General features: G+C 32.4%; 30 protein-coding genes and 1 pseudogene. 17 read left to right on the forward strand and 14 right to left on the reverse strand.

Annotated elements, in window-relative coordinates; translation table 11 throughout:
* Positions 1-173: 173 nt before the first annotated feature.
* Entirely contained in the window at positions 174-1,181 is a 1,008-nt protein-coding gene (locus OQK60_RS05620) for a type IV pili methyl-accepting chemotaxis transducer N-terminal domain-containing protein (RefSeq protein WP_297684962.1), read from the reverse strand.
* Positions 1,178-1,846, reverse strand: coding sequence for a Crp/Fnr family transcriptional regulator (locus OQK60_RS05625; RefSeq protein ID WP_297684964.1), 669 nt, complete (start codon positions 1,844-1,846; stop codon positions 1,178-1,180). The genes OQK60_RS05620 and OQK60_RS05625 overlap by 4 nt, the downstream gene beginning before the upstream one ends.
* 144 nt (positions 1,847-1,990) lie before the next feature.
* Here OQK60_RS05625 and OQK60_RS05630 point away from each other — a divergent pair, with 144 nt between their 5' ends.
* The 7 genes and pseudogenes from OQK60_RS05630 (at position 1,991) to OQK60_RS05660 (ending at position 5,828) form a co-directional block, all read left to right on the forward strand.
* Complete coding sequence (locus tag OQK60_RS05630) at positions 1,991-3,247, forward strand: diguanylate cyclase (RefSeq protein WP_297684966.1); 1,257 nt, start codon at positions 1,991-1,993, stop codon at positions 3,245-3,247.
* Between the two features lie 201 nt (positions 3,248-3,448).
* Positions 3,449-3,604, forward strand: a pseudogene (locus OQK60_RS05635) (IS256 family transposase); the annotation flags it as partial.
* 140 nt (positions 3,605-3,744) lie between these two features.
* Entirely contained in the window at positions 3,745-4,077 is a 333-nt protein-coding gene (locus OQK60_RS05640) for a hypothetical protein (RefSeq protein ID WP_297684968.1), read from the forward strand.
* A gap of 46 nt (positions 4,078-4,123) precedes the next feature.
* Positions 4,124-4,900, forward strand: a complete 777-nt coding sequence (locus tag OQK60_RS05645; protein ID WP_297684970.1) for a HupE/UreJ family protein — start codon at positions 4,124-4,126, stop codon at positions 4,898-4,900.
* A 12-nt stretch (positions 4,901-4,912) separates the two neighbouring features.
* Entirely contained in the window at positions 4,913-5,050 is a 138-nt protein-coding gene (locus tag OQK60_RS05650) for a hypothetical protein (protein WP_297684972.1), read from the forward strand.
* A 12-nt stretch (positions 5,051-5,062) separates the two neighbouring features.
* Positions 5,063-5,422, forward strand: a complete 360-nt coding sequence (locus tag OQK60_RS05655) for a DUF6488 family protein (protein WP_297684974.1) — start codon at positions 5,063-5,065, stop codon at positions 5,420-5,422.
* Between the two features lie 58 nt (positions 5,423-5,480).
* On the forward strand, positions 5,481-5,828 hold the full coding sequence (locus OQK60_RS05660; RefSeq protein WP_297684976.1) for a DUF3147 family protein: 348 nt from the start codon (positions 5,481-5,483) through the stop codon (positions 5,826-5,828).
* 144 nt (positions 5,829-5,972) lie between these two features.
* Here OQK60_RS05660 and OQK60_RS05665 read toward each other — a convergent pair whose 3' ends face one another.
* From OQK60_RS05665 to OQK60_RS05690, 6 genes are all read right to left on the reverse strand, one after another.
* Positions 5,973-6,317 (reverse strand): translation initiation factor, encoded by a 345-nt coding sequence (locus OQK60_RS05665; RefSeq protein WP_297684978.1) that lies wholly within the window; start codon positions 6,315-6,317, stop codon positions 5,973-5,975.
* 69 nt (positions 6,318-6,386) lie between these two features.
* Complete coding sequence (locus tag OQK60_RS05670; protein WP_297684980.1) at positions 6,387-6,614, reverse strand: DUF1653 domain-containing protein; 228 nt, start codon at positions 6,612-6,614, stop codon at positions 6,387-6,389.
* 2 nt (positions 6,615-6,616) lie between these two features.
* Positions 6,617-7,453: a DUF5718 family protein gene (locus OQK60_RS05675; protein WP_297684982.1), complete on the reverse strand. Its 837-nt coding sequence runs from the start codon at positions 7,451-7,453 to the stop codon at positions 6,617-6,619.
* A 23-nt stretch (positions 7,454-7,476) separates the two neighbouring features.
* Entirely contained in the window at positions 7,477-9,078 is a 1,602-nt protein-coding gene (locus OQK60_RS05680) for an ATP-binding cassette domain-containing protein (RefSeq protein WP_297684984.1), read from the reverse strand.
* A gap of 119 nt (positions 9,079-9,197) precedes the next feature.
* On the reverse strand, positions 9,198-9,338 hold the full coding sequence (locus tag OQK60_RS05685) for a hypothetical protein (RefSeq protein ID WP_297684986.1): 141 nt from the start codon (positions 9,336-9,338) through the stop codon (positions 9,198-9,200).
* A 17-nt stretch (positions 9,339-9,355) separates the two neighbouring features.
* Positions 9,356-10,852: an FAD-dependent oxidoreductase gene (locus OQK60_RS05690; protein WP_297684988.1), complete on the reverse strand. Its 1,497-nt coding sequence runs from the start codon at positions 10,850-10,852 to the stop codon at positions 9,356-9,358.
* 63 nt (positions 10,853-10,915) lie between these two features.
* Between OQK60_RS05690 and OQK60_RS05695 the strand changes: the two genes are divergently transcribed.
* Positions 10,916-11,332 carry a GNAT family N-acetyltransferase gene (locus tag OQK60_RS05695; RefSeq protein WP_297684990.1) on the forward strand — a complete coding sequence of 139 codons (417 nt, stop codon included), beginning with the start codon at positions 10,916-10,918 and terminating at the stop codon, positions 11,330-11,332.
* On the opposite strand, the gene OQK60_RS05700 is transcribed toward OQK60_RS05695, so the two are convergent.
* Together OQK60_RS05700 and OQK60_RS05705 are read right to left on the reverse strand one after the other, a co-directional pair.
* The gene (locus OQK60_RS05700; RefSeq protein WP_297684991.1) at positions 11,329-11,766 is read right to left on the reverse strand and encodes a YchJ family protein; all 438 of its coding nucleotides are present in this window, start codon (positions 11,764-11,766) and stop codon (positions 11,329-11,331) included. The two genes, OQK60_RS05695 and OQK60_RS05700, sit on opposite strands and share 4 nt — an antisense overlap.
* Before the next feature lie 119 nt (positions 11,767-11,885).
* A complete protein-coding gene (locus tag OQK60_RS05705; protein WP_297684992.1) occupies positions 11,886-12,104 on the reverse strand; it encodes a cold-shock protein in 219 nt (72 codons plus the stop codon).
* Between the two features lie 243 nt (positions 12,105-12,347).
* Between OQK60_RS05705 and OQK60_RS05710 the strand changes: the two genes are divergently transcribed.
* Positions 12,348-12,890: a hypothetical protein gene (locus OQK60_RS05710; RefSeq protein ID WP_297684993.1), complete on the forward strand. Its 543-nt coding sequence runs from the start codon at positions 12,348-12,350 to the stop codon at positions 12,888-12,890.
* A gap of 23 nt (positions 12,891-12,913) precedes the next feature.
* Positions 12,914-13,117 carry an RNA-binding S4 domain-containing protein gene (locus OQK60_RS05715; RefSeq protein ID WP_297684995.1) on the forward strand — a complete coding sequence of 68 codons (204 nt, stop codon included), beginning with the start codon at positions 12,914-12,916 and terminating at the stop codon, positions 13,115-13,117.
* Between the two features lie 5 nt (positions 13,118-13,122).
* Here OQK60_RS05715 and OQK60_RS05720 read toward each other — a convergent pair whose 3' ends face one another.
* The gene (locus tag OQK60_RS05720; protein ID WP_297684997.1) at positions 13,123-13,827 is read right to left on the reverse strand and encodes a DUF445 domain-containing protein; all 705 of its coding nucleotides are present in this window, start codon (positions 13,825-13,827) and stop codon (positions 13,123-13,125) included.
* 76 nt (positions 13,828-13,903) lie between these two features.
* Here OQK60_RS05720 and OQK60_RS05725 point away from each other — a divergent pair, with 76 nt between their 5' ends.
* Both OQK60_RS05725 and OQK60_RS05730 read left to right on the forward strand, forming a co-directional pair.
* Positions 13,904-14,377 (forward strand): hypothetical protein, encoded by a 474-nt coding sequence (locus OQK60_RS05725; protein WP_297684999.1) that lies wholly within the window; start codon positions 13,904-13,906, stop codon positions 14,375-14,377.
* A gap of 24 nt (positions 14,378-14,401) precedes the next feature.
* Complete coding sequence (locus OQK60_RS05730; protein ID WP_297685001.1) at positions 14,402-17,503, forward strand: efflux RND transporter permease subunit; 3,102 nt, start codon at positions 14,402-14,404, stop codon at positions 17,501-17,503.
* A 103-nt stretch (positions 17,504-17,606) separates the two neighbouring features.
* On the opposite strand, the gene OQK60_RS05735 is transcribed toward OQK60_RS05730, so the two are convergent.
* Positions 17,607-17,999 (reverse strand): rhodanese-like domain-containing protein, encoded by a 393-nt coding sequence (locus tag OQK60_RS05735; protein WP_297685003.1) that lies wholly within the window; start codon positions 17,997-17,999, stop codon positions 17,607-17,609.
* A gap of 64 nt (positions 18,000-18,063) precedes the next feature.
* On the opposite strand from OQK60_RS05735, the gene OQK60_RS05740 reads away from it, so the two are divergent.
* Positions 18,064-18,432, forward strand: a complete 369-nt coding sequence (locus OQK60_RS05740) for a hypothetical protein (protein WP_297685005.1) — start codon at positions 18,064-18,066, stop codon at positions 18,430-18,432.
* A gap of 9 nt (positions 18,433-18,441) precedes the next feature.
* Here the strand turns inward: OQK60_RS05740 and OQK60_RS05745 are convergent, their stop codons facing one another.
* Together OQK60_RS05745 and OQK60_RS05750 are read right to left on the reverse strand one after the other, a co-directional pair.
* On the reverse strand, positions 18,442-20,337 hold the full coding sequence (locus OQK60_RS05745) for a methyl-accepting chemotaxis protein (RefSeq protein ID WP_297685007.1): 1,896 nt from the start codon (positions 20,335-20,337) through the stop codon (positions 18,442-18,444).
* Positions 20,338-20,440: 103 nt separating this feature from the next.
* Positions 20,441-20,773 carry a hypothetical protein gene (locus OQK60_RS05750; protein WP_297685009.1) on the reverse strand — a complete coding sequence of 111 codons (333 nt, stop codon included), beginning with the start codon at positions 20,771-20,773 and terminating at the stop codon, positions 20,441-20,443.
* Between the two features lie 204 nt (positions 20,774-20,977).
* Here OQK60_RS05750 and gdhA point away from each other — a divergent pair, with 204 nt between their 5' ends.
* The 4 genes from gdhA to OQK60_RS05770 all read left to right on the forward strand — a co-directional run bounded on the left by gdhA (position 20,978) and on the right by OQK60_RS05770 (position 25,434).
* Positions 20,978-22,333 carry an NADP-specific glutamate dehydrogenase gene (gene gdhA / locus OQK60_RS05755; protein WP_297685011.1) on the forward strand — a complete coding sequence of 452 codons (1,356 nt, stop codon included), beginning with the start codon at positions 20,978-20,980 and terminating at the stop codon, positions 22,331-22,333.
* A 106-nt stretch (positions 22,334-22,439) separates the two neighbouring features.
* Entirely contained in the window at positions 22,440-23,642 is a 1,203-nt protein-coding gene (locus OQK60_RS05760; RefSeq protein ID WP_297685013.1) for a mechanosensitive ion channel family protein, read from the forward strand.
* Between the two features lie 70 nt (positions 23,643-23,712).
* Positions 23,713-24,327 carry a molecular chaperone gene (locus tag OQK60_RS05765; protein WP_297685014.1) on the forward strand — a complete coding sequence of 205 codons (615 nt, stop codon included), beginning with the start codon at positions 23,713-23,715 and terminating at the stop codon, positions 24,325-24,327.
* A 3-nt stretch (positions 24,328-24,330) separates the two neighbouring features.
* Positions 24,331-25,434 carry a 4Fe-4S binding protein gene (locus OQK60_RS05770; protein ID WP_297685016.1) on the forward strand — a complete coding sequence of 368 codons (1,104 nt, stop codon included), beginning with the start codon at positions 24,331-24,333 and terminating at the stop codon, positions 25,432-25,434.
* Positions 25,435-25,443 lie beyond the last annotated feature (9 nt).

Below are 25,443 nucleotides of genomic sequence, written 5' to 3' on the forward strand. Positions count from 1 at the left end.
AAAATAATTCTTTTTGTTAAGGTGTCCATTAACAGTAGAGATAGTATCACTTTGATGAGTTTAAAATATATGACCCAGGTCAAGAAAGTAAGTTTTATTATTAAGATTGGTTTTATTTATTATAAGTGTAGACATTCGTATCACTTTAAGGTAGAACTAAATAATTAGTAAAATTATGATTTAGGTTTTTGACAACTTTTTGTAAGTTTTTCTAATTCTTTTTTAAGATTTGAGAGTTTTCTTGTTGAATTAATCAATTCTTCTGTTGATTCTATAACAATATCTTCACTATTGTTTAAATGTTTTGAAGTTATTGATTTGTCCTGTAGTTCACCTAAGATTGAATCAAATTCATCAGTTAACTCTTCTAGCTTGGAAGAGGCATATTCTGATTGCTTTAGTGCTTCATTTGAATGCTCCATAGCGGAGTTTATTTTTTCTACAAAGCAGTTTATAGTGTCTCCAACTTCGACAATTTCGCTTTCACTTTCTGCTTCAAGTTTTATTGGACTTAGTTTAGAACTATTTTTATTGCTTAAAAGAGTTTTTGAATATTGCATAAATGAATCGACATGTGATTCAATAGATCTTAGTTGCATCATCGAGTATAAAAATATTATACAAAGTATGCCTCCGGCTAAGTATTGAACAGTTTTAATAAAGTTTGTTTTGTCTTCGGAATTGTTTGTGTACATTGTAACTAGCTTATCTACATTATCCAGAAGTATTGTATTGTTTTTATATATTGAAAGTACAATTTCATCTCCTTTATCCCTGTCTGCGTAGGATTGAGTAAGAAGTTTAAAGTTTTGTACATCTTCATAATAAGCATCCCAAAGTTTGCGTATTTCAAGTAGCTGTGTAGATATATTATAGTTTAATATTGGTACTATTCCTTTATCGTGGTCACCATGTTTTAAAATATTTAAACCTTCTATAAACTCATCAGAAGCCGAATTTAATTCATAGAAATCTTGATTAGATGTGTAATGAATATAAAATATATTTTTGGCTATTTTTTGAGTTAACATTCTTTGCTTACCTGCAATGTTTATTATAAGAGCATCTTTAATGTTTTGCTGATTTAAGTATATAGTAGTAGCCAATACACTTACAACCAAAAAGACTAAAAGAGCACCGATAAGTTTAATTTTTGTACTGATTTTATTTATTTTTTTCATGATGCTGAACCTTTATATATATTATGAAGTAATTCTTTATCTAGTATGATGACTTCTGAGTTTTTTATTTCAATAATAGAACTTCTTTTTAATTTTTTTAAAACACGAGAGAGAGTCTCGGGCTGAATATGCAGCATAAATGATACTTCATGCCGTTTAAGTCTGTTAAACATATCCAAATCATCACTAAGCATAAAAGCAACTTTTGCTGTTGCGTCAAATACAAGCTCTCTGTTTACAACACAGTGTAGTTGCTGTGTTTTTAGAAGGATTTCATTTATAAACTCATTGTTGAGTATGTTCTTGGATAAAAACTGATTTTTCAGTTCTGTAAAGTCAACTTCTAAAACTATACTATCTTCCATAAACTCAGCATTTGAAAAACAGTATATAGAATGCTCATCCAATGTTGTAAGTTCAGATATTAAAGAGTTTTTATATATATGGTATAAAAATATTTCATTATCAAATTTATCAATTTTATACACTTTTAATAACCCTGAGACTAAAAAAAAGATTTTATTATGTATATCATTTTCATAATACAAAATAGAGTTTTTAGGGTAATTAATGATTTTTGACATGCTAGCAACAATATCTAATTTTTCATTTGAAAGTGATTTAAAAAAAGATAGCTGCCGTATGTAGTCTAATTTGTCATTCATTATTATGTTTCTTTTTAAGAGGCATATTGGTTTGATTCACTGTATTTTAGCATAATTTTTTTTATTATTTAAAAAGTTTTTATCTTGTCATAATGTTGGCATAAACATTGCTTATATATAAACAAATTAATTGAAGGGAATTATTTGAAGTTCATAGAAGCCCTTAAACTTAGAAGCAAACTATTTTTTATTTTTATTATAATTACCATAGGACTAATATTTATTGGGATTATGGGTGCTATAAATCTTAAGTCTATGAAAAAAAATTTAGATTCTCTGTATTTTGGCTCTCTTGTGCCTGTAATAGAGCTTAATGACATCTTACAGACCTACCACGGCAGTTTAGCAAATACAATATATAAGGCAAGAAATTCAGAATTAAATATAAATGATGTAGAGTCACAGATAAATAGTTCTATTGCTAAAATAAATAAAAATTGGAATAATTATGAATCACATTTTAAAAGATATGATGAACTTCAATATATAGAGTATGCTTCAGCTGAAATACTATCAACTAATAACTATTTTACAAAAATTTTAAAATCTGTAGCAGATGGCTATGATATAAAAGATTTATCAATTAATAATTTTGAAAGAAAAATTTCAAATATACATCAAACTATAAATAAATTAATCGCATATGAAATCAGTATTGCAAAACATGAGAGAAAGACCTTTTTGAAAATTTATGATTCACTTCTTATTGAAGTTGGCTTCATACTTTTATTGGTCATTTTTTGTGTTATGTTTATATCGTATTATGTATTTAAAAGTATACAAGATGATCAAACTGTATTGGAAGAAACAACTAAAAAATTAAGAATAGCAAATAAGAAACTAGAAAATGTTTCATACACTGATTCACTTACCGGCTTATACAATAGAAGATATTTTAACCTTATATATGACAGAGAATTAAAACGCGCAAAGAGAATGAATTGCTACATAACTTTTATGATGTTAGATATTGATTACTTTAAACAGTATAATGATGCATATGGACATATAGAAGGGGATTTTGCTCTTAAAAGTGTTGCAAAAGTTTTAAAAGATTCATTAAAGAGACCGGGGGATTATGTATTTAGACTTGGCGGCGAAGAGTTTGGCGTTCTTTTAACAGAAACAGGTGAGACAAATAGTGCAAGGTTAGCTCGCAATATTTGTGATGCAGTTCGAGAGCGTGAAATCAAACATGAAAACTCTAAGGTTAATGAATTTGTAACTATTTCTATTGGTGTAGTCTGTTGCATTGCGGACAAAACACTTGATGAAGAGATGCTAATCACTCGTGCGGATGAGATGTTGTATAAAGCAAAAGACAGCGGAAGAGATCGTTATAACATAACAACAAATATTAGTGAAAAAACAACTAAAAAGGTAAATGAAGCAATTGCTTAAGGGACCGTTTAAAAATCTGTGTCAACCGGGTAAAATAAAAAATACCCAAAGACATACAGATGAAGATAGAAATAGATGCAGAGTAATTTGCTCGTGATATAAAAGCTGGCAAGAGTATCTGCGGTAAAGATGGAACTTTAGGTTCTTTAATTAAACAACTCTCAGAAGCTGCTGAATTTAACTCAGCCGTTGACAAGTGTTTTTCCAAATGATAACAGCTTGTTAAAATTACTATATATGGGTATTCAAAATGCTCAGAAAAAATGGACTATGCCCGTAAAGAACAGGAGCTTAACTATATGGTCTCAACTCTCTATTCATTTTAAGGAAAGATTGGATAAATCTTTGAACTTATAAAATTTTATTTAATTTCTTTAACTGCTTTGTTTCACTCAAAGCAGTTAGAAGATGAGTTTTTAACTTGTGTTATAATTCAATTACTAAGAGTTGCAACAAAAAAGATGATTGAATATCCGAATAAAAGGCATTAAAATATAATGAAACCGTATCTTATAATTATTTTAATTGCTTTTCATTTATTTAGTAGTAGTGCCTATGCAACAAAATCTTTTATAGATAAAGACCATTTTCATAATGATTTTCATAAGTGTTCTATCCACGAACACCAACACCAACATTTTCATAACGGTTCTAATCATCAACATAAGCATAGTCATTCACAAGTCAATATAAATTATGTTGATTTTTTTACAGATACTCACAATATAAATTTATATGACTTAACAAATTTAAGACAAACATATTTAGAAACTGTTTCTTTGGTTCCAAATCCAATCTTAGAGTCACTTTTTCGTCCTCCAATATCATAATCTTCAACTTCACTTATTTTATAAATTGTTAATTAAAAGGATAAAAATGAAAATATTTTTTATATTTATCGCTATTTTTATGCTAAAAAGTATTGCTTATGCACATGGCATATCTGAGGCTGATAAATTAGCGATGATTGAGGGTGGAAACCTTCGTTATATTTGGTTGGGTGCCACCCATATGTTGTCAGGTTATGACCATTTACTTTTTTTATTTGGTGTTGTATTTTTTCTTACTTCTACTAAAGATATTGTAAAGTTTGTTACAGTTTTTACTATTGGGCATAGTATCACTTTGATATTTGCTACTTATATGAAAATAACTGCAAACTACTATTTAATAGATGCTGTTATAGCAATTAGTGTTATATATAAAGCATTTGATAATAATAAAGGATTTCCAAATTACTTAGGTGTTAAATCTCCAAATTTATTACTTATGGTTTTAATATTCGGACTAATTCATGGTTTTGGACTCTCAACAAGGCTACAGCAGTTACCATTAGCCGAGCAAAGCGGAGATATGTTACTAAATATCATATCTTTTAATTTAGGTGTTGAATTTGGACAAATATTTGCACTTATATTTATGCTAATTGCACTAAATATTTGGAGAAAAAGAGCATCTTTTGAGAGACTAAGCCGTGTGGCTAATCATCTGTTGATGTTTTTAGGTTTTATGTTGTTGTTGATGCAATTGCATGGATATTTACACACTACATACGAGGAAGAGTTTGGATTTAATAAAGATGAACATGCTCATATACATATAGAGCAAGAAGCTAAAGTATTAAAAAACTCATCTCATGATAGTATCTATTAAAAGGAAAGATAAATGATACAAACAAAAAAAGTATTAACAGTATTAGCAATAGGATTTTTTCTTATTGCTATAGTTGGGTGTTCAGACCATGGTCACTCTCACGATAAAGATGGTGGTCATACACCAACAAAACATGAAACAATAGGGTAAAAAGGAACTCATATGAAAAAATTAATTAAGACAATGATTATGACAATAGCATTAACTACTACAACTGTATTTGCTGGTTCTGGACATTCTCATGATGCAGATGGTGGTCATAGTTATCAAGCACCTGTAAATAAAACAGTTGCAAAAGAAAAAGCACTTAATGTGGTAAACTCTTTTGTCAAAAAAAATGTAATTGATAAAAGTTGGTCATCATCAAATATTGATACAGCAGAGAAAAAAGTTTCTCATGGCAATGAAGAATGGGTTGTGATTTTTATTAACAATAAAATAGATGATAAAAAGAAACAAAAACTTTATGTTTTTTTGACACTATCAGGAAGATATATCGCTGCTAATTATACAGGTAAATAAGTACTGAACAAGTCTGTATCATTCAGGCTTGTTTACTAAATTATAGAGGAAACTAAAATTGTCTTATTACATCATAAAGCTCTTAATTACTACATTTTTAATTGTATTGATTTCTGAAATTGCTAAAAGAAGTAGTTTAGCAGGTGCGATATTGGCTGCTATTCCGTTAGTGTCAATATTGGCAATGATATGGATGTATATAGATACAAATGATAGTAGTAGTGCAGTAGAATTTTCAAACTCTATTGTATGGCTGATTGTCCCGTCGATGACATTATTTATTGCTTTCCCGATTCTTGTTAAAAGGGGATTGAGCTTTTACCCAAGTTTGTCTATTGCTATATTGATGACTATTTTAGCTTACTATAGTGTTATATTTGTTCTTACTAAGCTTGGCATTAGATGATACCCACAAGGCTTAAGGCATCAATAGGCACCGTAATAGTAATTTTATTAAATATTATGATACAATTTTAGGAATTACTTGATACTGACACAGATTATTGAACACTACCGAAAAAACAACTAAAAAGGTAAATGAAGCAATTGCCTAATGGCCGTGTTTAAACCTAAAGCCTTCTGAAACAAGAAGCGCTCTTATTTTATCTTTTAATTCACCTTGAAATTCCATCCATCCATCTTTAAAACTCCCACCACAACCAAGTTTCTTTTTTAAAGTTTTAAGTATTGCCGTAGAATCATTTATAGGCATCTGAAATTCACCAACCAATGTCACTGTTTTTCCACGGCGTTTCTCTTTTTTGAAGATTAAAAAATGCTTAGAAGGCTCTAGAATCTCATTTGATACGGTAGTTTTTCTCGGAGATTTGATTTCTGCCCAGCCGTCATCTATGTCAGCACCTATAAAAAGGTCCAGTTTTTTACCTCTACTCATTATCTTCCCTTATTAAATCTCATAAAACCTTAACAAAGTCAAGATTTTATTCAGTCACTAAAGCTTTGCCTATTGGCAAGAAGAAGTCGTTTCGACTTCTAGGTACTTAAAACGAGGAACTATCTTGCCGTCTACTTCGATTTCTTCAAAAAACATAGTGTATGGTCTGACCCATAGGTTTTCATCACCGTACATTGTTCGGTATAAAACCATAAGCTCTTCTGTCTCGCTATGTCTTACGGTGTCTATGACTTCATAGCGATTACCTTTGTAATGCTCATAGATACCGGTTTTCATAATTAAAGTACTTTTTGAGCCAATACACTCATATTGGTTCTGTCATAAGAGCTGTTTTGAACACTTTTTAAAACATCATCAGAAGTGATGTTTTTTGCATTGTAAACAACAATAACAACTTCATCGCCGGATTTTAAAAATGTAGTCTCTCCATATGGAGTGTATCTTGTAGCGCCTATGCTGATAATTGCTTCTTTTGGATATTGACATGTAGATATATATTCACTCAAAGGTTCTAGCGGACCAAAGTCTTTTTGTGTGTTTATTTGATTGACCATCCATGCTTCTAGTTTTTCATAAAAATAGCTGTAACCGCTTAGCTCAACATCTTCACCGTAAGCGTGAACTTTGCCATCACGACGCAAGAAACTGCAAATAGAGTAGTTGTCCATGACTCCGCCATCGCTAAATTTATCGATTGCAATTAGGTTGTCACTGATGCCTTTAGAAGCTTCACCCCAATTTTTCTTGTCGCTAATCTTGCTTGCACCTGCCTCGCGGATAGAGCAGTCATTGTATGCGCCAAAGTGAGTTGGGATTATTTTTGATAATTTGTTATCTTTATATTCAAGTCTACATGTAAGTCCAACTTCCGGTTCAGCTTGAACATTTACATCTGTTTGAGGAAGCTTAATAGTTGTATTTGAAATAGGGTAGGTAGTTAAAATATCTTTGGCAGAGGCTACCGGCTTTGGAAGATAAAAAGGAAACATTCCTTTTGGAGCCGCTTCATCTGCAGTGATAATATCTTTAAAATCTTCGAGTTCACCAGCTTGAGCTAAATGAAGAGCAAAGTTTCCTGCAATTCCTAGTCCCAAAAAGTTTTTATAATCTTGCATCAACATCCTTAATAAAAATTATATTATTTTGCTTGTTTAGACTCAGCATACTCTTCATAAGAGCCTTGAAAGTCTGTTATGCTTCCATCTGGATGGATTTCAATAATTCTACTAGCAAATGCATCTAAAAGCTCACGGTCATGAGATACACAGATAACATTTCCTTTAAAGCTTAAAAGTGCTTCACCAAGTGCCACAATAGCTTCAAGGTCAAGGTGATTCGAAGGCTCATCAAGAATTAAGAAGTTTCCACCCTCAAGCATCATCTTAGAAAGCATCATTCTGTGTTTTTCACCACCTGATATGCTTACAACAGATTTTTCTTGCTGTTCACCGCTGAAAAGCATACGACCAAGACAGTTACGAATCTCTGCAATATCGCGTTTAGGATCAAAAGCTCTTAACCAATCATAAAGAGTACCGTCTCCCTTGATAATATCTGCCGTATCTTGCGGAAAGTAGCTGTTTTCAATAGTAGCACCCCAATGAACTTCACCGGAACTCGGTTTCATCTCTTCCATTATAATTTTAAGCAGGGTAGTTTTACCAACACCATTTGGTCCTATAAGTGCAACTTTTTCACCCGGAATAAATTTTAAATTTACATCTTTTAAAACTTCATTTCCATCAGGATATGTGTGATTGATACCGACTAAGGTAAGAGCCTCGTCACCCATCTCTCTTTTTGCTTTAAAAACAATGCTTGGGTCACGGCGAGATGAAGGCTTTATATCTTCAATAACAAGTTTATCAAGCTGTTTTTGACGAGAAGTTGCTTGTTTGGCTTTTGATGCATTTGCTGAGAAACGACGAACAAAAGCTTCTAGTTGTTCTTTTTCTTTTTCTTTTTTAGCGTTGTTAAGTTCATTTTGTTGAGCAATAATATTTGCTGCTATATACCAATCATCAAAATTACCTGTAAATTCGCGGATTTTTTGGTAATCAACATCAAGTATATTTGTAACTACTGCATTTAAAAAGTGTCTGTCGTGTGAGATAACAACCATAGTACCTTCATGACGCTGAAGTTCATCTTCTAGCCAGCTAATAGTCTCGATGTCAAGGTTGTTTGTAGGCTCATCTAGAAACAGTACATCCGGCTTAGGATATAAAACCTGAGCAAGAAGAACCTTGAATTTATCAGCACTGTCTAGTGTGCTCATAAGATTTTGATGTTTATCTGCTGCAATACCAACATTTTCAAGTATTTTAGCAATGTTAACATCATACTCATATGTAGGATCTTCTTCAACAGAGATAACTTCTAGCTCAGCTAAACGGTTGTTTACTGCATCATCTTCGAAGTCACCATTTGCATAAAGATCTTCTTTTTCTTTGATGGCATCAAATAGTCTTTTGTTACCATAAAGAACAGCATCAGCAATAGTAAAGTCTTCAAAAGCAAATTGATTTTGCCCTAATACACCTACTTTTAGACCATTTTCAATACTGATGTCACCTTCGTATTCATCTATCTGACCAGAAAGGATTTTTAAAAAAGTTGTTTTTCCGGCACCATTAGCACCAATCAGACCATATCTTTTATGACGGTCTAGTTTTAGATTTATGTCTTGAAATAGAACTCTATTTCCATAGCGCATTATTAAATTGTTCACACTTACCATGATTATTCCTGCTATATAGGCCGCTTATTATTCAATAAAATTAAAAAGATACTCAGTGAAAGAGCGTGCCTATTATTTTTCGGAATTATATCTAAGTGTTGTTTAAAAGATGATTATTTTTAATCAGAAGATTTGTCTTTGCCCTCTTCAAACAGTCTTGAAATATCGCTTGTTATACTGTCAACACCTTCATTAAACTCTTTTGTACTACATCCTGTAAATACAAGTATAAGTGATAAAATTAAAAATAAATTTTTCATAATTATTGCTCCTTTTATTATTTTAATTTAGAACTTGGATTGTCCCAAAATTCTTTATTTGGTCCATTATGTATTGTATTATCCATGTATTTTTCTTGAGTTCTTGCAATCTCTGCACGAATTAGGTTAACCATTGCTTTTTGGGATGCAACAGGTTCAGGAAGTACACAATATTCACCTTCAGTAAGCTCATCATTAAAGTGTTGTTGATTAAACTCTTTACCTAAATATTTACAAATGTATTTAACATCGCGTTCAGCATTACCAAGGCATGAAGTGGCTCCAGGAGATGGGGTCATATTGAAAATCAGTCCCTCACCCGTAAAAATAGAAGCTTCACCTAGCATGAGTTTTTGTTTTTCTTTATCGAGTACTTGTGGGCGAACTCCACCAAAGCCTTTGGCGTATTCAAATTCATTCATTTTGAGACCGGGAACTATTTTTTTTGCAGCGCGTAAAAATAGATACTTGTTTAAGACCGGGATTTCATATAAAAAGTTTGTAAAAAGATAGTTTCTTATATCGCTCTCTTTTAGGAGTTTCCACAGTGCTGTAACTATATCCGTGTCAAATCTTAATGTTTTGAAAAAATCCATATAAGTCCCAGGTTTAAAACGCTCTAGTTTAGGGAGGATTAATGCTGTTGGACCAAAGCGTGTATTTCCATCTGCTAGTACATCTGGGTCACCATGAAGTGCTGCAAAAGGTAGCTTAGGATTTTGCATCATATATACCTTGCCATTAAGTAATTTTTGTTCTGTCATATAAAAACTGCCGGCAACCGGTAGACATCCAAGCTCTAACCCAAAGCCCATACGGTGCGCTAAAAACAGTGAATGAGCACCGGCATCTGTTGCAACAAAGTCGGCGTAAAAATTTTCTTTTGGAGTTTTTAAAACATATCCACGCTTTCCGGAGCGTTGTATGTCTTTTACCTCAGTATTTAAAAAGAGTTCAAACTTTACATCTTCTTTTTTTATCTCATCAATAAATGACTGAGAAAGTTTTGCAAAATCAACAGTGGTCCACTGATCACGACTTCCAATACCAACTATATCCTCAGGTCTTTCATTTCCCTTTTCATCATAAACTACACGAGGTTCAAGCTCTTTTAGTTTTTCTTTATCCCAAACTTCCATATATGGGAAAAGTTGATGAAATTCTTCGTAACGGTGCAGTAAAAACTCAACTTCTTTCTCACCAACACCAAGGGCCATTTTTTGATGAGAATATATAACATCATTTTGCAGCCCATGACCTAAACAATATCTCTCAATCATTTTTGCTGTTCTTTTTGTGATTGCAGCTTTTTCTAAAGTATAGTTTGTCTCAATATCACCGGCATGGATTGTTTGGGAGTTACTTGTACCCTTAGAGTTTAATGTAGACACACCTTCGTATTTTTCAATTATGGCAATTGATTTGATATCTGTATATCTGGCCAATGTATAAGCTAAAGCACATCCCGAAATACCTGCTCCAACAATTACTACTTCGAAGTTTTTAGCTGTCATTCATAATACCCTGTTAATATTTTTTTAATGCGAATTATAACTAATTTATAATAAAATGCCCTCATGCAAATAAGAGAATTAGATTTAAAAGAACTATTGACAGCATATGAAGTAGTATCTCAACTTCGTACATCGCTATCATACAAAGAGTTTGAAGACTTGATATATGACATGCGAAGTATGGAGTATAAGATGATAGGGATTATGGATGGAGAGATTCTCATAACTTATGCAGGTGTTGCCGTTGAAACCAACCTTTATCATAAACGACATCTTTATGTATACGAACTAGTAACTGATGAGAAATACAGAAGTAAAAAGTATGGAGAGATGATGCTTGAGTATTTATATGATTATGCAAAAATGGGAATGTGTGAAAATATAGTTTTATCTTCTGGCTTTGAGAGAGAAAACGCTCATAGATTTTATGAAAATAATGGTTTTACGAAAAAAAGTTTTGTTTTTTTAAAAAGTATCTAAGCACAACATTTTTTAAATTTTTTTCCGCTTCCGCATGGGCAGCTTTCATTTCTCTCAATTTTAGAGTTGTAAAGTTCTCCATCTGCATACAGCCATACACCATCTTCAAAAATAAAGTTGCTTCTTTCATGTAAAACTTTAATTTCTTTACCTTCTTTATAATATGCTTTAAATTCAACAATATTCTTAAATGCATCTATTACATCAAGTTTTAGCCACTCTACTGAGTTACTAAACTCTTCAATTATCTCGGCATCTTCTACATGTTGATTCTCTTTTGTGGTGCTTAGAACCAAATATTCGCCATATCCTCGTACATATGCACTGTAGCGGCTTCTCATTAGTTCTTCGGGCGTAGAAGCTTTTATTTCATTATCTATTATTGGTCCACAACACTCATTGTAAGTTTTATCGCTACCGCAAAGACAGTTCATATTTTTTCCATTTTTTTATGTTGAAGTTTTGCTGTAAAAGTTTGTGAAAAGTTAAAATGTAGAATTTGTTATAGTAAAAGTCACAGACCATCCCAAGGATGCAGTCTGTGGTGTAAAACCTATAGAGGAGTTACATTCTCAGCTTGAGGACCTTTTTGACCTTCGCCAATTTCAAAAGTTACCTTTTGACCTTCAGCTAAAGAAACGCGTCCAGGACCTGTTCTGTTTACTTGACGAAAGTGTACAAAAATATCACTTTGTCCATTGTCTTGTTGAATGAAACCATAACCTTTTTCTTCATTGAACCATTTAACTGATCCGTCTAGCAATTCTGCCATGTGTACCTCTTTGGTAAAAATTCACTTCTAAGAAGTGGAGTCTAAATATGGATAGAGTCGTTTGTCTAGGCAGAAAATACTTAGATGAACTCACACGCAAATCTTTCATCGTATAAATAATAACATATTTTATTTGAAATCGCAAAATTTAATTTAAAAATTTTATAAAAAATTACTAAATGTCGTTAATGGTATCATATGGTATAATCAAACAATATATAATTTAAGTAAAAAGGATTTGTTATGCAAATTTCATCTAGTGTGAGTGCTTTAAAAAGTGCGAGTGATTCATCAGTCATAAAACCTCTTTACACAGAAAAAATATCTAAAGATGAAGTAAGAGAGATTAAGGAGCAGATAACTCAAAATGCAAATGCTATGGCCTTTAACTCGGCATCTGTACAGAGTGGAGTTGTAGGTTCAAAAGAGTTGTTTGAGCACGATTACAAAGATTTTCAAAGCTTTTTAAGTGAGATAGGTTATAACGGCAAACCAATCGCTGAATTATCTCAGGATGAAGCAGCCGAACTTGTAAGCGAGGATGGTTTTTTTGGAGTAACACAAACTTCTGAGCGCATTGCAAACTTCGTAATAAACGGCGGAGCAGGGGATGAAGACAGACTTCGTGCAGGACGCGAAGGTATGATACAAGGTTTTAAAGAAGCTGAAGTTATATGGGGAGGTGAACTTCCGGAAATTTCACAAGAAACAATGGCCAAAGCCATTGAAATGGTTGATAAAGCCATGTATGATTTAGGATTTTCTATTATAAACAAAGAGGCTTGACTTCAAACACAAAGGAATAAATTGTGAAATATGAATTAAAAGATGACTACATAGAACTTTTTAAGCTATTGAAAGTTTTAGACCTTGTTGATAGCGGAGCGCAGGCAAAAATGATTATTGCTGAGGGTCATGTAAAAAGAAACGCAGAAGTCGAACTGAGAAAAAGAGCAAAAATCCATAGTGGTGACACTATAGAAGTTGCTGATGTTATTATTGAGGTTGAGTAAAGTTTTTATATTATTAAAGAACTCACTAGTCCAATAAGTCCACCAAAAACACCACCCCAAACAACTAGCCAGGAGAGATGCTCTTTTATCAATTTTTGAACCATCTCTTTAACCATAAGCGGAGTTAACTCATTTAGTCTTGCATCTATTAAGCCATCTATAGAATCAATCATATCAGCACTCAGAGATGAGTTTTGCATATGATTTGCAATGGTATTATTAAAAGCATCACTATTAACTATTTTGATAACGGCACTTTTCATTTTAAGCGAAAATGGTTCACGAAGACCTTCTAGGGCACTCTCTCCGCCAAACATTCCAAGCATACCGCCAAAAGATGACTCCATGACAGTTTTGCTAAGTGCGTCAAATGCGGGTGTAAAATCTGTTTCTTCAATTATAGGCGCTAAATCTATCTTTTTTTCTTCTTTTTTGAAGAAATTATCTAACTGCTCTTTTGTAAAAAACTGGCTCATCATAAGATTTTTTATAGACTCTTTAAAAGCCTCAAATCTTGCAGGAATTACCCCAGAACCATAAAGAAACGGCACTTTTTCAAATAACATGTGAATAGCAAGTTGGTTTGTTAAAGCACCTGAGAGCGCAAAAAGACCGCTAAAGAGTAAAAGCTGGCTAAATTCACTAGCAACTAAAAATGATAAACAAACAAGTGCAACTGCTATGAGGTTTGTGATTAAACTTTTATTCAAATTATCCCTTTTAAAATTGAAAGTATACTCAAAGATTGGTATAATAAGAAAAATTATAAAAAAAGCGAAAATATTTATGAAACAAGAAAGTTATGAGCTATTTAAAAGTGCAGAGATTCAAGACATTTTAGCAGTATTGGAGAGAGAACTAAAAACAAGAAATGAGTCTCCCTTTTGGGCTGATAAAGTCTTACCCTTTAGTGAAGCGATTTTAAGTGTTTTAATACCCCTAAGAGAGGGCGGCATATTGTTTGATCCAGAAGGAAATGCTGCCTTAGAGCTTACTCCTGAGCTGTTTTTTGAGTGGAATGATTTTGTCAGTTTAAAAGGTTTGGCTTTTACAATACAAAAATCAAATGAAGCAGGGGAGTTGCTCCGAACTAAACTTGATGACGCTACATGTCAAAAATACAAAAATATTGATTTAAAGTTATTAGGCGATTATTTGGCTAGATACACGGTAAACCTTGAAGATGAAAATCTGGATTTTCCTATTTCAAATTATAACTTACATCAAGGTGTGAGCAATGTAATAAAATCACTTCTGTAAAATTTATAAGAGTAATAAGCATATATGATTAAATTTATAGAATATTTTATTAAAAACACAAGATTAAACTACATGTTGTTAGTTTTCTTGGCTTATATGGGATATAACGCATATATAAATATCCCAAAAGAAATTTTTCCGGATGTTGAATTAGATAAGATAAGTGTTTTAGGTTCATACAGCGGTACAAGTGCTTCTGTTATGGACAAGATGGCTGTTCGTGATATTGAAGATGAGCTTAGTAATATTACAGGAATAGATAAAACAGAAACTACAATTACCCCTGGCGCATTTGCAATACTTTTGACTTTAAATGAAAGCGTAGATAAGATAAATACTCTTTCTCTTGTAAAAGATTCTATTGCTGTAACAAGACAATATTTGCCATCAGATATGAATGAGCCTATAGCAAGAATTTTGGATAAAAACAGACCGCTTATTAAGCTTTCCCTCTCATCAGAGAAATTTTCACATGGTGAGCTTACGGTTATCGCTAAAGATATAAAATCAAAGCTCTCAAAAATAAAGGATATAAGTGAAATACTTATTCGTGGAGATTCACAAGAAGAGGTCTCAATAAAGATAGATTCAGAAGCTATTTTAGCTTACAATTTAGAGCACTCTAGTATACAAAAAGCAATAGCAAATCTTTCATATATTTTTCCAATAGGGGACATAGAAGAGCGCGGAAGCTTTGTATATGTTTCTACGGTAAATGGCAAATCAAATGCGCAGGAATGGGAAGACAGTATTTTAAATATAGATGGAAAATACATAAAACTCGGTGATATCGCAAAGGTTAAAATCGAGTATCCTCAAACCGATACACTTGCAACTTTTAACAATAATCCAACAATAACTCTTCAAATCTCCAAAGGAGATAGAGGCAATTCCATACAGCTATCAAAAACTCTAAGAGATTATATAGAGAAAATACAAAAAAATTATAAGGATGTAGAGTTTTATTTTTATCAAGATACATCAAAACCGGTTGAAGATAGATTAAATACGATTATTTCAAATCTGATGCTAGGATTGATTTTAGTTTTTTTATCTATGTATGTATTGATAAATCTGCGAATCGCTCTTATTGTGGCGCTTGGTATCCCTGTTTCATTTATTATAGGATTACTATTTATATACCATATGGGTTATTCCATAAATATTGTCTCTCTGCTTGGGGCACTGATAGTCATAGGTATAGTTGTTGATGATGCTATAGTAGTTAGTGAAAATATTCAGCGATATATAGATGAAGGGATGAATAATCATGATGCGGCAATAACAGGACTTAAAGAGATGATACTGCCGGTAACTTTGGCAACTATCTCGACTATTGTAGCTTTTTTGCCAATCTTTATGATGCAAGGGGAAATATCTCTATTTATAATCTTGATTCCTATCACGGTGGTCATGATTCTTATTGGTTCACTGCTAGAGAGCTTTTTGTTTTTGCCGCTTCACGCTAAGGAGTTTTTAAAAAAAAGTAATAATCTTATAGACTGGAAGCCATTTCAAAACCTTTATGGAAGAACTCTCTCTTTTTTAATTACTTATAAAAAGACATTTATAGCTATGTTTTTGATTCTTATTTCTATAGCGACAGTAATAACAGCAAAATCTATGAAGTTTCAGTTTTTTCCAAATTTTGACGGTAACTACATCTATATTTCAGGTAAATTAGACATAAATACACCACTTGAAGATACATATAAAATCTCAAGAGAGATAGAAGCTAAGATGATGGAGTATTCTGATGAATTTTCTCTAAAGTCTATATCTTCAGTTATCGGCTATAGAAGAAGTTTATCCGGAGAAACGCAGAGAAACAATAGTGTTTTCATGATCACTATGGAACTATTTGACAGAGAAGAGACAAACTGGATAAATAAATATATAAACCCTATGCTAAATTTTAGTTTTGAATTTGATGATCCGCAGAAGATAAGACAAAAACAAACTTTTGAATTATCTCCCCGCGTAAAAGAGATTATAAATCCATATATAGAGAAGTACAGTATGGTTGAGCTTGGTGTTATGGAGGATAAACCCGGTCTTATTCGAAGTGACATACAGATAAACCTATCAGGAAGTAATGATGAGTCGCTTCAAAACGCTATAAAGAGACTTGAAGTTGAATTAACAAAGATAGACGGTATTAGAAATTTTAGCGATAATATTCAATATGGAAAAATGGAATATAAGATTAAAATAAACTCTTATGGTGAGAGGTTGGGACTTAGTGAAGCATCTATAGCAAGGCTTCTTAGCTCATATTTTTTACAAAAGAGACAAGCCACTACTTTTAATGATAGCGGTGTTATGGAAATTAAAACAGAAGATAGTGCAAAAGACAGTACTCAGACACTTTTAGATTTTAATATTGCAGTTGGTGATGGAAGATATGTAAAATTGACTGATGTTGCAAGTATTATAGAGGTTCAAGATTATGAGAAGATAAACAAGTTAAATGGCAATATTGTAAAAACTGTTTATGCAAATGTAGACAAAAGACATATTACCTCACAAGAGGTTTTAGATACGCTTGAACCAACGATAAATGAAATTTCAGATTCAGGAATTGAGGTCGAACTTCTCGGCGAAAACGAGAAAAACAATCAACTGAAAAATGATATGAAAAATGCGGTTGTTTTGGCAATGTCTCTAATATTTTTGACACTTTTATTGATTTTTTCTAAAATAAAATATGTCATAATGGTTATGAGTGTTATTCCGTTATCTGTCTTAGGGGCACTTGTTGGACATAAGATTTTGGGTATTAATCTGTCAATGCCGTCTATAATTGGTATACTAGGACTAGCTGGTGTTGTAATAAACGATGGTATTATTATGCTTGATTTTTTAAAAGGAACGCATAAAACAGAAGATTTTTTTACAAGAGCAAAACTTAGACTTCGCCCGATAGTTATAACATCTATAACAACCTTTTTAGGGCTGTTTACTCTGATGTTTTATGCTACGGGTCAAGCTGTTATACTTCAGCCTATTGCTATATCTCTTGGGTTTGGGTTGATTTGGGGAACTGTTCTGAATTTACTATATTTACCAACTCTATATGCTATGGTAAACGGGATTAAGCCTATAGATTCAGTTAAACAAAAATAAGGTACAAAACACCCCATAAAAGAAATACAACTAGGGCGATAGCCGCAAAAAGAACCACTACTCTAGTTGTAAAGTAAAAAAGGAATTTTAAAAAGTTCACTCTTTATTTGTATCGTACGATAGGCAAGCGCAAGAAATTTGCGTATACAATACCACTTTTTATGTTAATAACATCATAGTTTAGTTTATTGGAAAGAAATGAAGCTAAAAGTTTAGTGCGACTTCCGGTTCTGCAAATTATAGCAAACGGTTTTTTTGTATCAACTGCTTTGTTTAATTTATCGAGAAAAACTTTAAGGTCATAATTTCCTTTTTCATCAAAAAGCATAATTGGTATAGATCTTTTAAGAAGTCCTGTCTCTTTCCACTCTCCCGGAGTTCTAATGTCAACAATTGGTATATCTGAGTCAATGAGTTTTTGAGAAGCTTCTTCGTTTATAATTGTTGCAAAAACAGAAATAGTTAGAATAAAAAATAACACAATAATTTTTTTCAATGTACACCCTCATAATGTAAAATAAATTGTATAATTATATCAATAAATTAATAATAGGTTGAAAATGGCATCTCAAAAAGCAATAGATAATGCACAAAGATTACGCTATATAAGAGCACTAGAGAGATTTCACAATAGTGTTGTATCTTATTTGTTAAATACACCAGAATTAACAAGAACTGGATATAACAAAAAAATAGAAAATAGTCTAAAAGTATTGAAAAGAGTCCAAGAGATATCTTTGTATAAGGGGGAACTCCAAGACCTGCAAAAATTAGTTACAAAGATGATAGGTTTCAAAGATTCAGATAAAGATATGGATGACATAAAAGAAGAGATTTTATACAGCTCTAATCAACTAGATAAAAGTAAAAATGCGCGACGCTATAAAAAAGATAAGCATACCCAATCAAAATATGAGGATTGGGAATAATTAATAGTTTTATTCTTTTAACATCTTATCTAGTAAATCAAATATTTCAGTAGATTGTTTTTCCATCTCATCAAAATTTTTGATAATTTTGTCTGAATGTTTTAGTATCTCTTTTTCTGCATTTTCATTATTGAGATACGCAAGATTTGCATAAACATCGTTGTTAAGTGTTTTACGAGGAGTGTCCAATTTAGAAAAAGACAATGTTTTAGAAAATCTTCTCTCTCCTTCAGCAGAACACCACTCTCCTAAACGACATTTGTCTGTCTCTTTTTTTGGTATAACATTTTTAAGAGAAATAATAGAGTTATATGCACGAGATTTAAATAATATTTGGTCTAGTTTTGCAAGTACAACAAATACGCTGTTTTCCATTTTAAAAGAGTAGTCAACAATTTTTGAAGAGTTATCACTTAAATCAGTGAGGGTCTCTTCAAAGCCATTTATCTTTTGTGTTGATCCATCGACAGTTGTTTTCATATTTTCTGCACTTGTTTGAATCTCACTCATATCTTGCTGTAAAGATTTGATAGATACTGAAATCTCCCCAGTTGCCTTATGCGTTCTTTCTGCAAGTTTTCTAACTTCATCTGCTACAACAGCAAAACCTCGTCCATGTTCTCCGGCTCTTGCAGCCTCGATAGCTGCATTTAGAGCTAGCAGGTTGGTTTGGTCAGCTATATCGGTAATGAGTTCAATTACAGAAGTAATATCATTAGCTTGGGTTGTAATATCATTAATACTGTTGTTATTAATTGTCACCTGCTCACTCAATGCATTTAATTCACTAGTGATATCTGAAATATCGTTACGAGAGTTATTGGCTAAATCAGCAGCATTTTTTGTAGCAGAAGTAATTGTTTTTAAGTCATTAATATTGTCATCTAAGTCAGAAATAATCAACGAAAGAGATTCAGACACATTTACACTTTTGACACTTATTTTAGAATTAAAAATATCTCTTTGCGCTTTATTGTGCTGAGTTTTCATAAAGTCAATGCTTGTGCGAACACTCTCAATAGCATCTACGAATTCTCCACTCATGCCTTTTGATGAAATTTGATGCGTAAACACGCCTTTTGAGGCATCTGTTATAGTTGAGTTTATTTCATGTATAAGATTTTGCGTATGAGTGATAAGTTCAGAGAGTCTATCGCCCATGACTCCTAACTCGGTATCAGTATCTGTGTTGGTCGCTTTATGAGAAAAATCACCTTTTGCAAGATAGCTTATAAGATCAGTAAACTCGTTTATACCGCTAGTAATGGATTTTCTGATTATATTTGCTAGGATTAATACAACAAGACCAACAACAATTCCAGCAATAAGAGTGAAGTATTTAAAAAATTCTATTTGTGAGCCGAGATTGCTTGAGTCCTCTTTTAATTCTTTAGATTTTAAATCAACAAGTTTTTTAAATGAATCTCTAGAAGCATTTGCAAAAGGGGTTAAATCATCTTTATAACTCTGGTAAATGCTATCTTTATTATTTTTGATATCTTCAGGATTTAGAGATTTCATCATCTTTAAAGTATTTTCCAAAAAGAGCATTGTTGAGCTTTTGGCTTCTTGAACTAAACTCAATGAGCTATCATCAGCCATTAAGTTTTCTAATTCAGTAAAATGTTCTCTTATTTTTTTAACTCTATCATCAAGTTTGGCGATATTTTTATCATAATCACCACCGAGTATAATATCTCTGGATGTTCTGCTTATATAGTTTAGTTTTTTTTCTATCGTCAATGTTGTAAGACTGGCTTGCATGGAGTTATGATGTAAATGATTATAATTATTGCCGATTAGACCCATGGCAAGAAATACAGATATAGCAGCTGAAAAAACAGAGATGGTAACCATTGCAATAAAATAGTTCATCTTTTTTTGAATACTCAAGTTTTGAAACATACTTAAAATCCTTCCAGCTCATTCTGTGTGATAAAATTGTAACAGAATGATAGCATAACTATTTTGCTAAATGTATTTAAATTGTGAATACCTAATGTTGATATTAAAAATTGATGTACATAAACTGGGATAATAAAATAATGATGACTACAAAGCTAAAAGGAAAAAGGTGGCTTTTAAAGACCCATGGGTCTATTTTGAACAGCTTTTGATTTATTCCTCTTAGTCCAAGCCATGATGCCAAGAAAGCTTTTATACTAAGTAAAATTTGAAAAGAACTCATGCCGTCTTCTTCAATTTTTCCAAAAATTTGTGTTATTAGGTACAGGCCGCTAGCCACTGCAACCATCAGCGCATAGGGAACAACTTTTCGTACATGCATCATTATGGCTTCTCTTGCTTTTTTATGCTCTTGGCTATCAAGTGTTTGATTCATTTTAGACAAAAACAGTATGTCTACAAATAAAAATCCACCGTAAATAAAAACAGAAAATATATGAATAGTATGTATAAGTGTGTAAGTGATGACTTGTCCTTTTTAGAGGAATTTTAACATAACTTACAGCAAAAGGTATTTGTTTTAAATCAATTATAGTAGAATTACAAAATATAAACATACTTATTATTTTTAAGGAAAAAAATGACAATAGCTCAAAAAGAGATTGAAAAATTTGAAACATCAGATTGTAATCAAGATAAAGTATTTTACCAAGCTTTAGAGGAGGCTATATACTCTATCGCACCGCTGTTAGAATCAGATGAAAGATATACAAGATATGCAATTTTAGAAAGACTTGTTGTTCCGGATAGAATTATTAAATTTAAAGTTGTCTGGCTTGATGATAATCAAAATATTATGGTAAATACTGGATATAGAGTTCAATTTAATAATGCATTAGGACCATATAAAGGCGGTCTTCGTTTTCATCCTAGTGTAAATGAAGGTATATTGAAATTTTTAGGTTTTGAGCAGATTCTTAAAAATTCACTAACAGGTTTGCCTATTGGCGGAGGTAAAGGTGGAAGTGATTTTGATCCAAAAGGTAAAAGTGACTTTGAGATAATGAAATTTTGTTCTGCTTTTATGACAGAGTTGCACAAATATATAGGACCTCGTATGGATGTTCCTGCCGGAGATATCGGCGTTGGAGCAAGAGAGATAGGATATCTTTTTGGAGAGTATAAGAAAATTACTTCATCTTATGAGGGTGTTTTAACAGGTAAACCATACATGTTCGGCGGTTCTTTTATGAGACCCGAAGCAACAGGCTATGGACTTATATATTTTACACAGACAATGCTTGAGATGGAAAACCAAGAGAGTTTAGAAGGGAAAATATGTATTGTCAGCGGAGCTGGAAATGTTGCTTTGCATGCTATAGAAAAACTTCTGCAAATTGGTGCGATTCCTGTTTCTTGTTCAGACTCAAAAGGGACAATTCATGATCCTAGAGGAGTTAATTTAGAGTTGTTAAAAGAGTTAAAAGAAGAAAAAAGAGTATCACTTGAGGAGTATATAAATACGCATAAAGAAGCTAAATATATTCCAGTATCAGAGTACCCAGAGGGAGGACATGCAGTTTGGGATATCCCATGTTATGCAGCATTTCCGTGTGCAACTCAAAATGAGCTAACTGAGATAGATGCACAAAACCTGATTTCTAACGGTTGTGTGAGTGTAAGCGAAGGGGCAAATATGCCATCAACTCCAGAGGCAATAGAAGCATTTTTATCTCATAAAATATGTTTTGCTCCGGCAAAAGCTGCAAATGCCGGTGGTGTTGCTGTTAGTGAGTTTGAGATGAGTCAAAATGCGGGAATGACCAAATGGAGTTTTGAAAAAGTTGATGAAAAACTCAAAGATGTAATGCAGCAAATATGTAAAAGAGTTTCACTTACGGCTAAAGATTATGGCGTTGAAGGAAACTATGTAGATGGTGCAAATATTGCAGGCTTTAAAAGAGTTGCTGATGCTATGATAGCAGAGGGAGTTTAGAGTTTAGCTATAATTTTAAGATGAATAAAAAGGAATAATTATAAAAAAGTTTTATTTATTACTACTAATGTTTTTAGGGTTCACTTTAGAGGCCAAAGATGAAAGTATGCCTTTAGAGAAGATATCATTTATTGATAGCTTGGAGAGTTTAAAAATAGTTAACGAATTTTTAGCACCATATGGATTGAGCGTTTTTAAAATAGTAATAATCCTTGCCCTGTATTTATTTATATATTTTATTCGTAAGGTTTTATTTGATGTAATTGAGAGTTATATATCCAAAATAAAATCACTTAATAAATATGCAAAAGATATTTTGAGAAGTATCAGAAAACTCTTAGAAGTAATGTTTATTGTAATAAATATAGAATTAACACTTTATGTTTACAATGACTTTTCAACTCTAAACAATTACGGTATATATTTTAATATGCTTTATGCTTTTTTAATTACTTTCATAGTTTACACAACAGTCAACACAATAGCAAATATCAAACTAAAAGAGATTAGTGTTGATGATAAAAAAATTAAAAATGAAGTTATTAATGTCTCTATAAAACTTATAAATGTCCTTATCTGGATTATTGGTGCTTTGGTTGTATTACACCTCGCGGGAGTAAAATTGACAGCAGTTGTGTCAGGACTTGGAATCGGTGCTTTAGCAGTAGCACTTGCTTCAAAAGACTCTTTGGCAAACTTTTTTGGAACTCTTTCGATTCTGTTTACCGATGTGTTTTCTCAAGGTGACTGGATAGAAGTTGACGGTAATCAAGGTACGGTCGTAGAGATAGGACTCAGGGTTACAAAACTTAGAACTTTCGATAATGCCCTTATAGCAATACCTAATGCAGTATTGGCAAATAAAGATGTTAAAAACTGGAACAAGCGTTCACTTGGAAGACGCATAAAAATGCATGTTGGAGTTAAGTATGACTCAAAGCGTGAAGATTTACAAAAAGCCATTTCAGAGATTTACAATATGTTAGATAAGCATCCGGGAATTGCAACAGTAAATACAAAATACTCTTATGAGCAAAGCAATAGAAAAACCAGAGCCATTGTCTCTATAGACGATGAAGAGGGGATTAAAAAAACTCTGCTTGTTTACCTTGATGAGTTTGGAAGTTCTAGTATAAATATTTTGATTTACTGTTTTTCTAAGTCAGTTAAGTGGCAAGAGTGGCTAGAAGTTAAACAGGATGTAATGTTTAAAATTATGGAGATTTTAGAAAAAAATTCTTTGGAATTTGCTTTTCCTTCACTTTCTGTTTATCACGAAAATGGGTTAGACTTACCTAGTACTAAATAAGTCTAACCATATATTCAGACTTTTTAGATAAAATCACAAAATTAAAAAATTAATATAAAGAATTTATATCATGCAAAATACAAAAGCAAGAGCAAATATTTATGCATTACTATCTCGTGTTTTACTACAGGAACTAGATGCAGGTATGCTAAAAACTATAAAAAATGATGAGAATATTTTAGATTTTTTCCCAACATTTAAAGAGTGGGAACCACTTAAAGAAGTTGATGAAACAAAACTTTTACAAGAGTACTTAAACCCTGATTTTGTTAATTTATCTATTTTACATCTTATTCCGTATGAGACATTTTATACAAGAGAAGACCAGAAAATAGAAACAGGCGGTGCAAACCCTGTAACTGACATGTATAGTGCTTATGATTTTATGGTTGATTATGAAATCTCTCGTACCATAGCAGCTGACCATATCGGGATAGAGTTAGAATTTATGCATCATCTTACTGAAGCTGAACAAAAAGCTCTGTCTCAAAATGATACAGATGCAGTTTTAGAACTTAGAGGTATTCAAAAAGAGTTTTTAAATAAACACCTTTTACAATGGGCGCCGATGTATTTGATAAATATGAAGTTTGAAGCTAGAACACCACTGTATTATGATGCGGCTGAAATGGCTTTAGAGTTTATTTTGAGTGACAATGAATACTTAAGCAAAGAGTTGTCTTAGTAGATGATACAACTTAGTGCTAGTCGATGCGTTCGTTCTCTCTCAGTTGAGAGTGAATGTAATAAATGTGAAGTTATCTGTCCAACTAATGCAATAGTTGTAGGAGATAACCCTTTACCGGCAATAAACTTCTCTGCTTGTGTGGGATGTGGAGCCTGTGACGCAGTCTGCCCAAATGAAGCGCTTTTGCTAGATAATTTTTCTCCAACAGAATTCTTTTTTTCTTATATTGAAGATAGCGATAACTTGATATCGTGCAGAAAAAATGTTCCTTGTATTGCAGCGTTGAATATTGAAAATATTATCTCAATGGCAGTTCTTAAAAAAGAGATGGTCTTTGATATGGGGCACTGTGATGGCTGTGAGATTGCACACAAATGCAGACCTCAGATAGAGAAAAACTATGAAGAAGCTATTTACATGTTAGAAGCTATGGAGAGTGACGCTGTTATCAGACTTGAGGATATTAAGTATGAAGCTCCAGCATCTCAGGAGCTTACAAACAATAGAAGAGAATTTTTAAGTAACATAAATCTAAAAACTGTTGCAAAAACGAAACATGAGTTTGAAAAAGAGATACAAAAAGCTACTGATGAGTTAGTCGAGCATACTCTGCAAAAGAGTGATATAGCACTTTTAAAGCAAAAACGAATAACAGACAGAAGAAAGCTATTCTTTACAGCAATAAAACGAGTTGAAAAACCATCGCAGTATCATATAGTTGAAGCCGATGAGATTACATTTACATCAGCAAAGCTTCTTGATAGTGAAACATGTACTGCCTGTCAGATGTGCTATAGAGTCTGCCCAAGCGGTGCACTTACATCTGATATAAAAAATTCTAAGATAGATTTTGACCCATTTCTTTGTATAAAGTGTCACATTTGTCATGATGTATGTGAACCGAATGCAATTACGCTCTCACCTACATATGCGGTTAAAGAGTTTTTTGAGCCATCGGTTGAAAACTTGATTAGTTTTAATGTAAAAAGATGTAACGAGTGTAATGTTATTTTCAGCACAAACACTACCGATACACTCTGCTATAGATGCAAAGCAGAAGATGAAGAAGCAAGAGAATTATGGGGGATAACCAATGACATGTAAAGGCATACA

The organism is Sulfurimonas sp. (assembly GCF_026196735.1).
In the GTDB taxonomy this organism is placed as follows: Bacteria; Campylobacterota; Campylobacteria; order Campylobacterales; family Sulfurimonadaceae; genus Sulfurimonas.

What these genes read in the sequence shown, in the direction of transcription:
- OQK60_RS05765 (WP_297685014.1), top strand. Translation starts at nt 23,713, where the DNA reads ATGCAAAATACAAAAGCAAGAGCAAATATTTATGCATTACTATCTCGT.
- OQK60_RS05745 (WP_297685007.1), bottom strand. Translation starts at nt 20,337, where the DNA reads ATGTTTCAAAACTTGAGTATTCAAAAAAAGATGAACTATTTTATTGCA.
- OQK60_RS05620 (WP_297684962.1), bottom strand. Translation starts at nt 1,181, where the DNA reads ATGAAAAAAATAAATAAAATCAGTACAAAAATTAAACTTATCGGTGCT.
- OQK60_RS05705 (WP_297684992.1), bottom strand. Translation starts at nt 12,104, where the DNA reads ATGGCAGAATTGCTAGACGGATCAGTTAAATGGTTCAATGAAGAAAAA.
- OQK60_RS05740 (WP_297685005.1), top strand. Translation starts at nt 18,064, where the DNA reads ATGGCATCTCAAAAAGCAATAGATAATGCACAAAGATTACGCTATATA.
- OQK60_RS05695 (WP_297684990.1), top strand. Translation starts at nt 10,916, where the DNA reads ATGCAAATAAGAGAATTAGATTTAAAAGAACTATTGACAGCATATGAA.
- OQK60_RS05670 (WP_297684980.1), bottom strand. Translation starts at nt 6,614, where the DNA reads ATGAAAACCGGTATCTATGAGCATTACAAAGGTAATCGCTATGAAGTC.
- OQK60_RS05760 (WP_297685013.1), top strand. Translation starts at nt 22,440, where the DNA reads ATGCCTTTAGAGAAGATATCATTTATTGATAGCTTGGAGAGTTTAAAA.
- OQK60_RS05730 (WP_297685001.1), top strand. Translation starts at nt 14,402, where the DNA reads ATGATTAAATTTATAGAATATTTTATTAAAAACACAAGATTAAACTAC.
- OQK60_RS05770 (WP_297685016.1), top strand. Translation starts at nt 24,331, where the DNA reads ATGATACAACTTAGTGCTAGTCGATGCGTTCGTTCTCTCTCAGTTGAG.
- OQK60_RS05675 (WP_297684982.1), bottom strand. Translation starts at nt 7,453, where the DNA reads ATGCAAGATTATAAAAACTTTTTGGGACTAGGAATTGCAGGAAACTTT.
- OQK60_RS05640 (WP_297684968.1), top strand. Translation starts at nt 3,745, where the DNA reads ATGAAACCGTATCTTATAATTATTTTAATTGCTTTTCATTTATTTAGT.
- OQK60_RS05750 (WP_297685009.1), bottom strand. Translation starts at nt 20,773, where the DNA reads ATGAATCAAACACTTGATAGCCAAGAGCATAAAAAAGCAAGAGAAGCC.
- OQK60_RS05700 (WP_297684991.1), bottom strand. Translation starts at nt 11,766, where the DNA reads ATGAACTGTCTTTGCGGTAGCGATAAAACTTACAATGAGTGTTGTGGA.
- OQK60_RS05665 (WP_297684978.1), bottom strand. Translation starts at nt 6,317, where the DNA reads ATGAGTAGAGGTAAAAAACTGGACCTTTTTATAGGTGCTGACATAGAT.
- OQK60_RS05690 (WP_297684988.1), bottom strand. Translation starts at nt 10,852, where the DNA reads ATGACAGCTAAAAACTTCGAAGTAGTAATTGTTGGAGCAGGTATTTCG.
- OQK60_RS05645 (WP_297684970.1), top strand. Translation starts at nt 4,124, where the DNA reads ATGAAAATATTTTTTATATTTATCGCTATTTTTATGCTAAAAAGTATT.
- OQK60_RS05625 (WP_297684964.1), bottom strand. Translation starts at nt 1,846, where the DNA reads ATGAATGACAAATTAGACTACATACGGCAGCTATCTTTTTTTAAATCA.
- gdhA (WP_297685011.1), top strand. Translation starts at nt 20,978, where the DNA reads ATGACAATAGCTCAAAAAGAGATTGAAAAATTTGAAACATCAGATTGT.
- OQK60_RS05685 (WP_297684986.1), bottom strand. Translation starts at nt 9,338, where the DNA reads ATGAAAAATTTATTTTTAATTTTATCACTTATACTTGTATTTACAGGA.
- OQK60_RS05650 (WP_297684972.1), top strand. Translation starts at nt 4,913, where the DNA reads ATGATACAAACAAAAAAAGTATTAACAGTATTAGCAATAGGATTTTTT.
- OQK60_RS05725 (WP_297684999.1), top strand. Translation starts at nt 13,904, where the DNA reads ATGAAACAAGAAAGTTATGAGCTATTTAAAAGTGCAGAGATTCAAGAC.
- OQK60_RS05655 (WP_297684974.1), top strand. Translation starts at nt 5,063, where the DNA reads ATGAAAAAATTAATTAAGACAATGATTATGACAATAGCATTAACTACT.
- OQK60_RS05680 (WP_297684984.1), bottom strand. Translation starts at nt 9,078, where the DNA reads ATGGTAAGTGTGAACAATTTAATAATGCGCTATGGAAATAGAGTTCTA.
- OQK60_RS05710 (WP_297684993.1), top strand. Translation starts at nt 12,348, where the DNA reads ATGCAAATTTCATCTAGTGTGAGTGCTTTAAAAAGTGCGAGTGATTCA.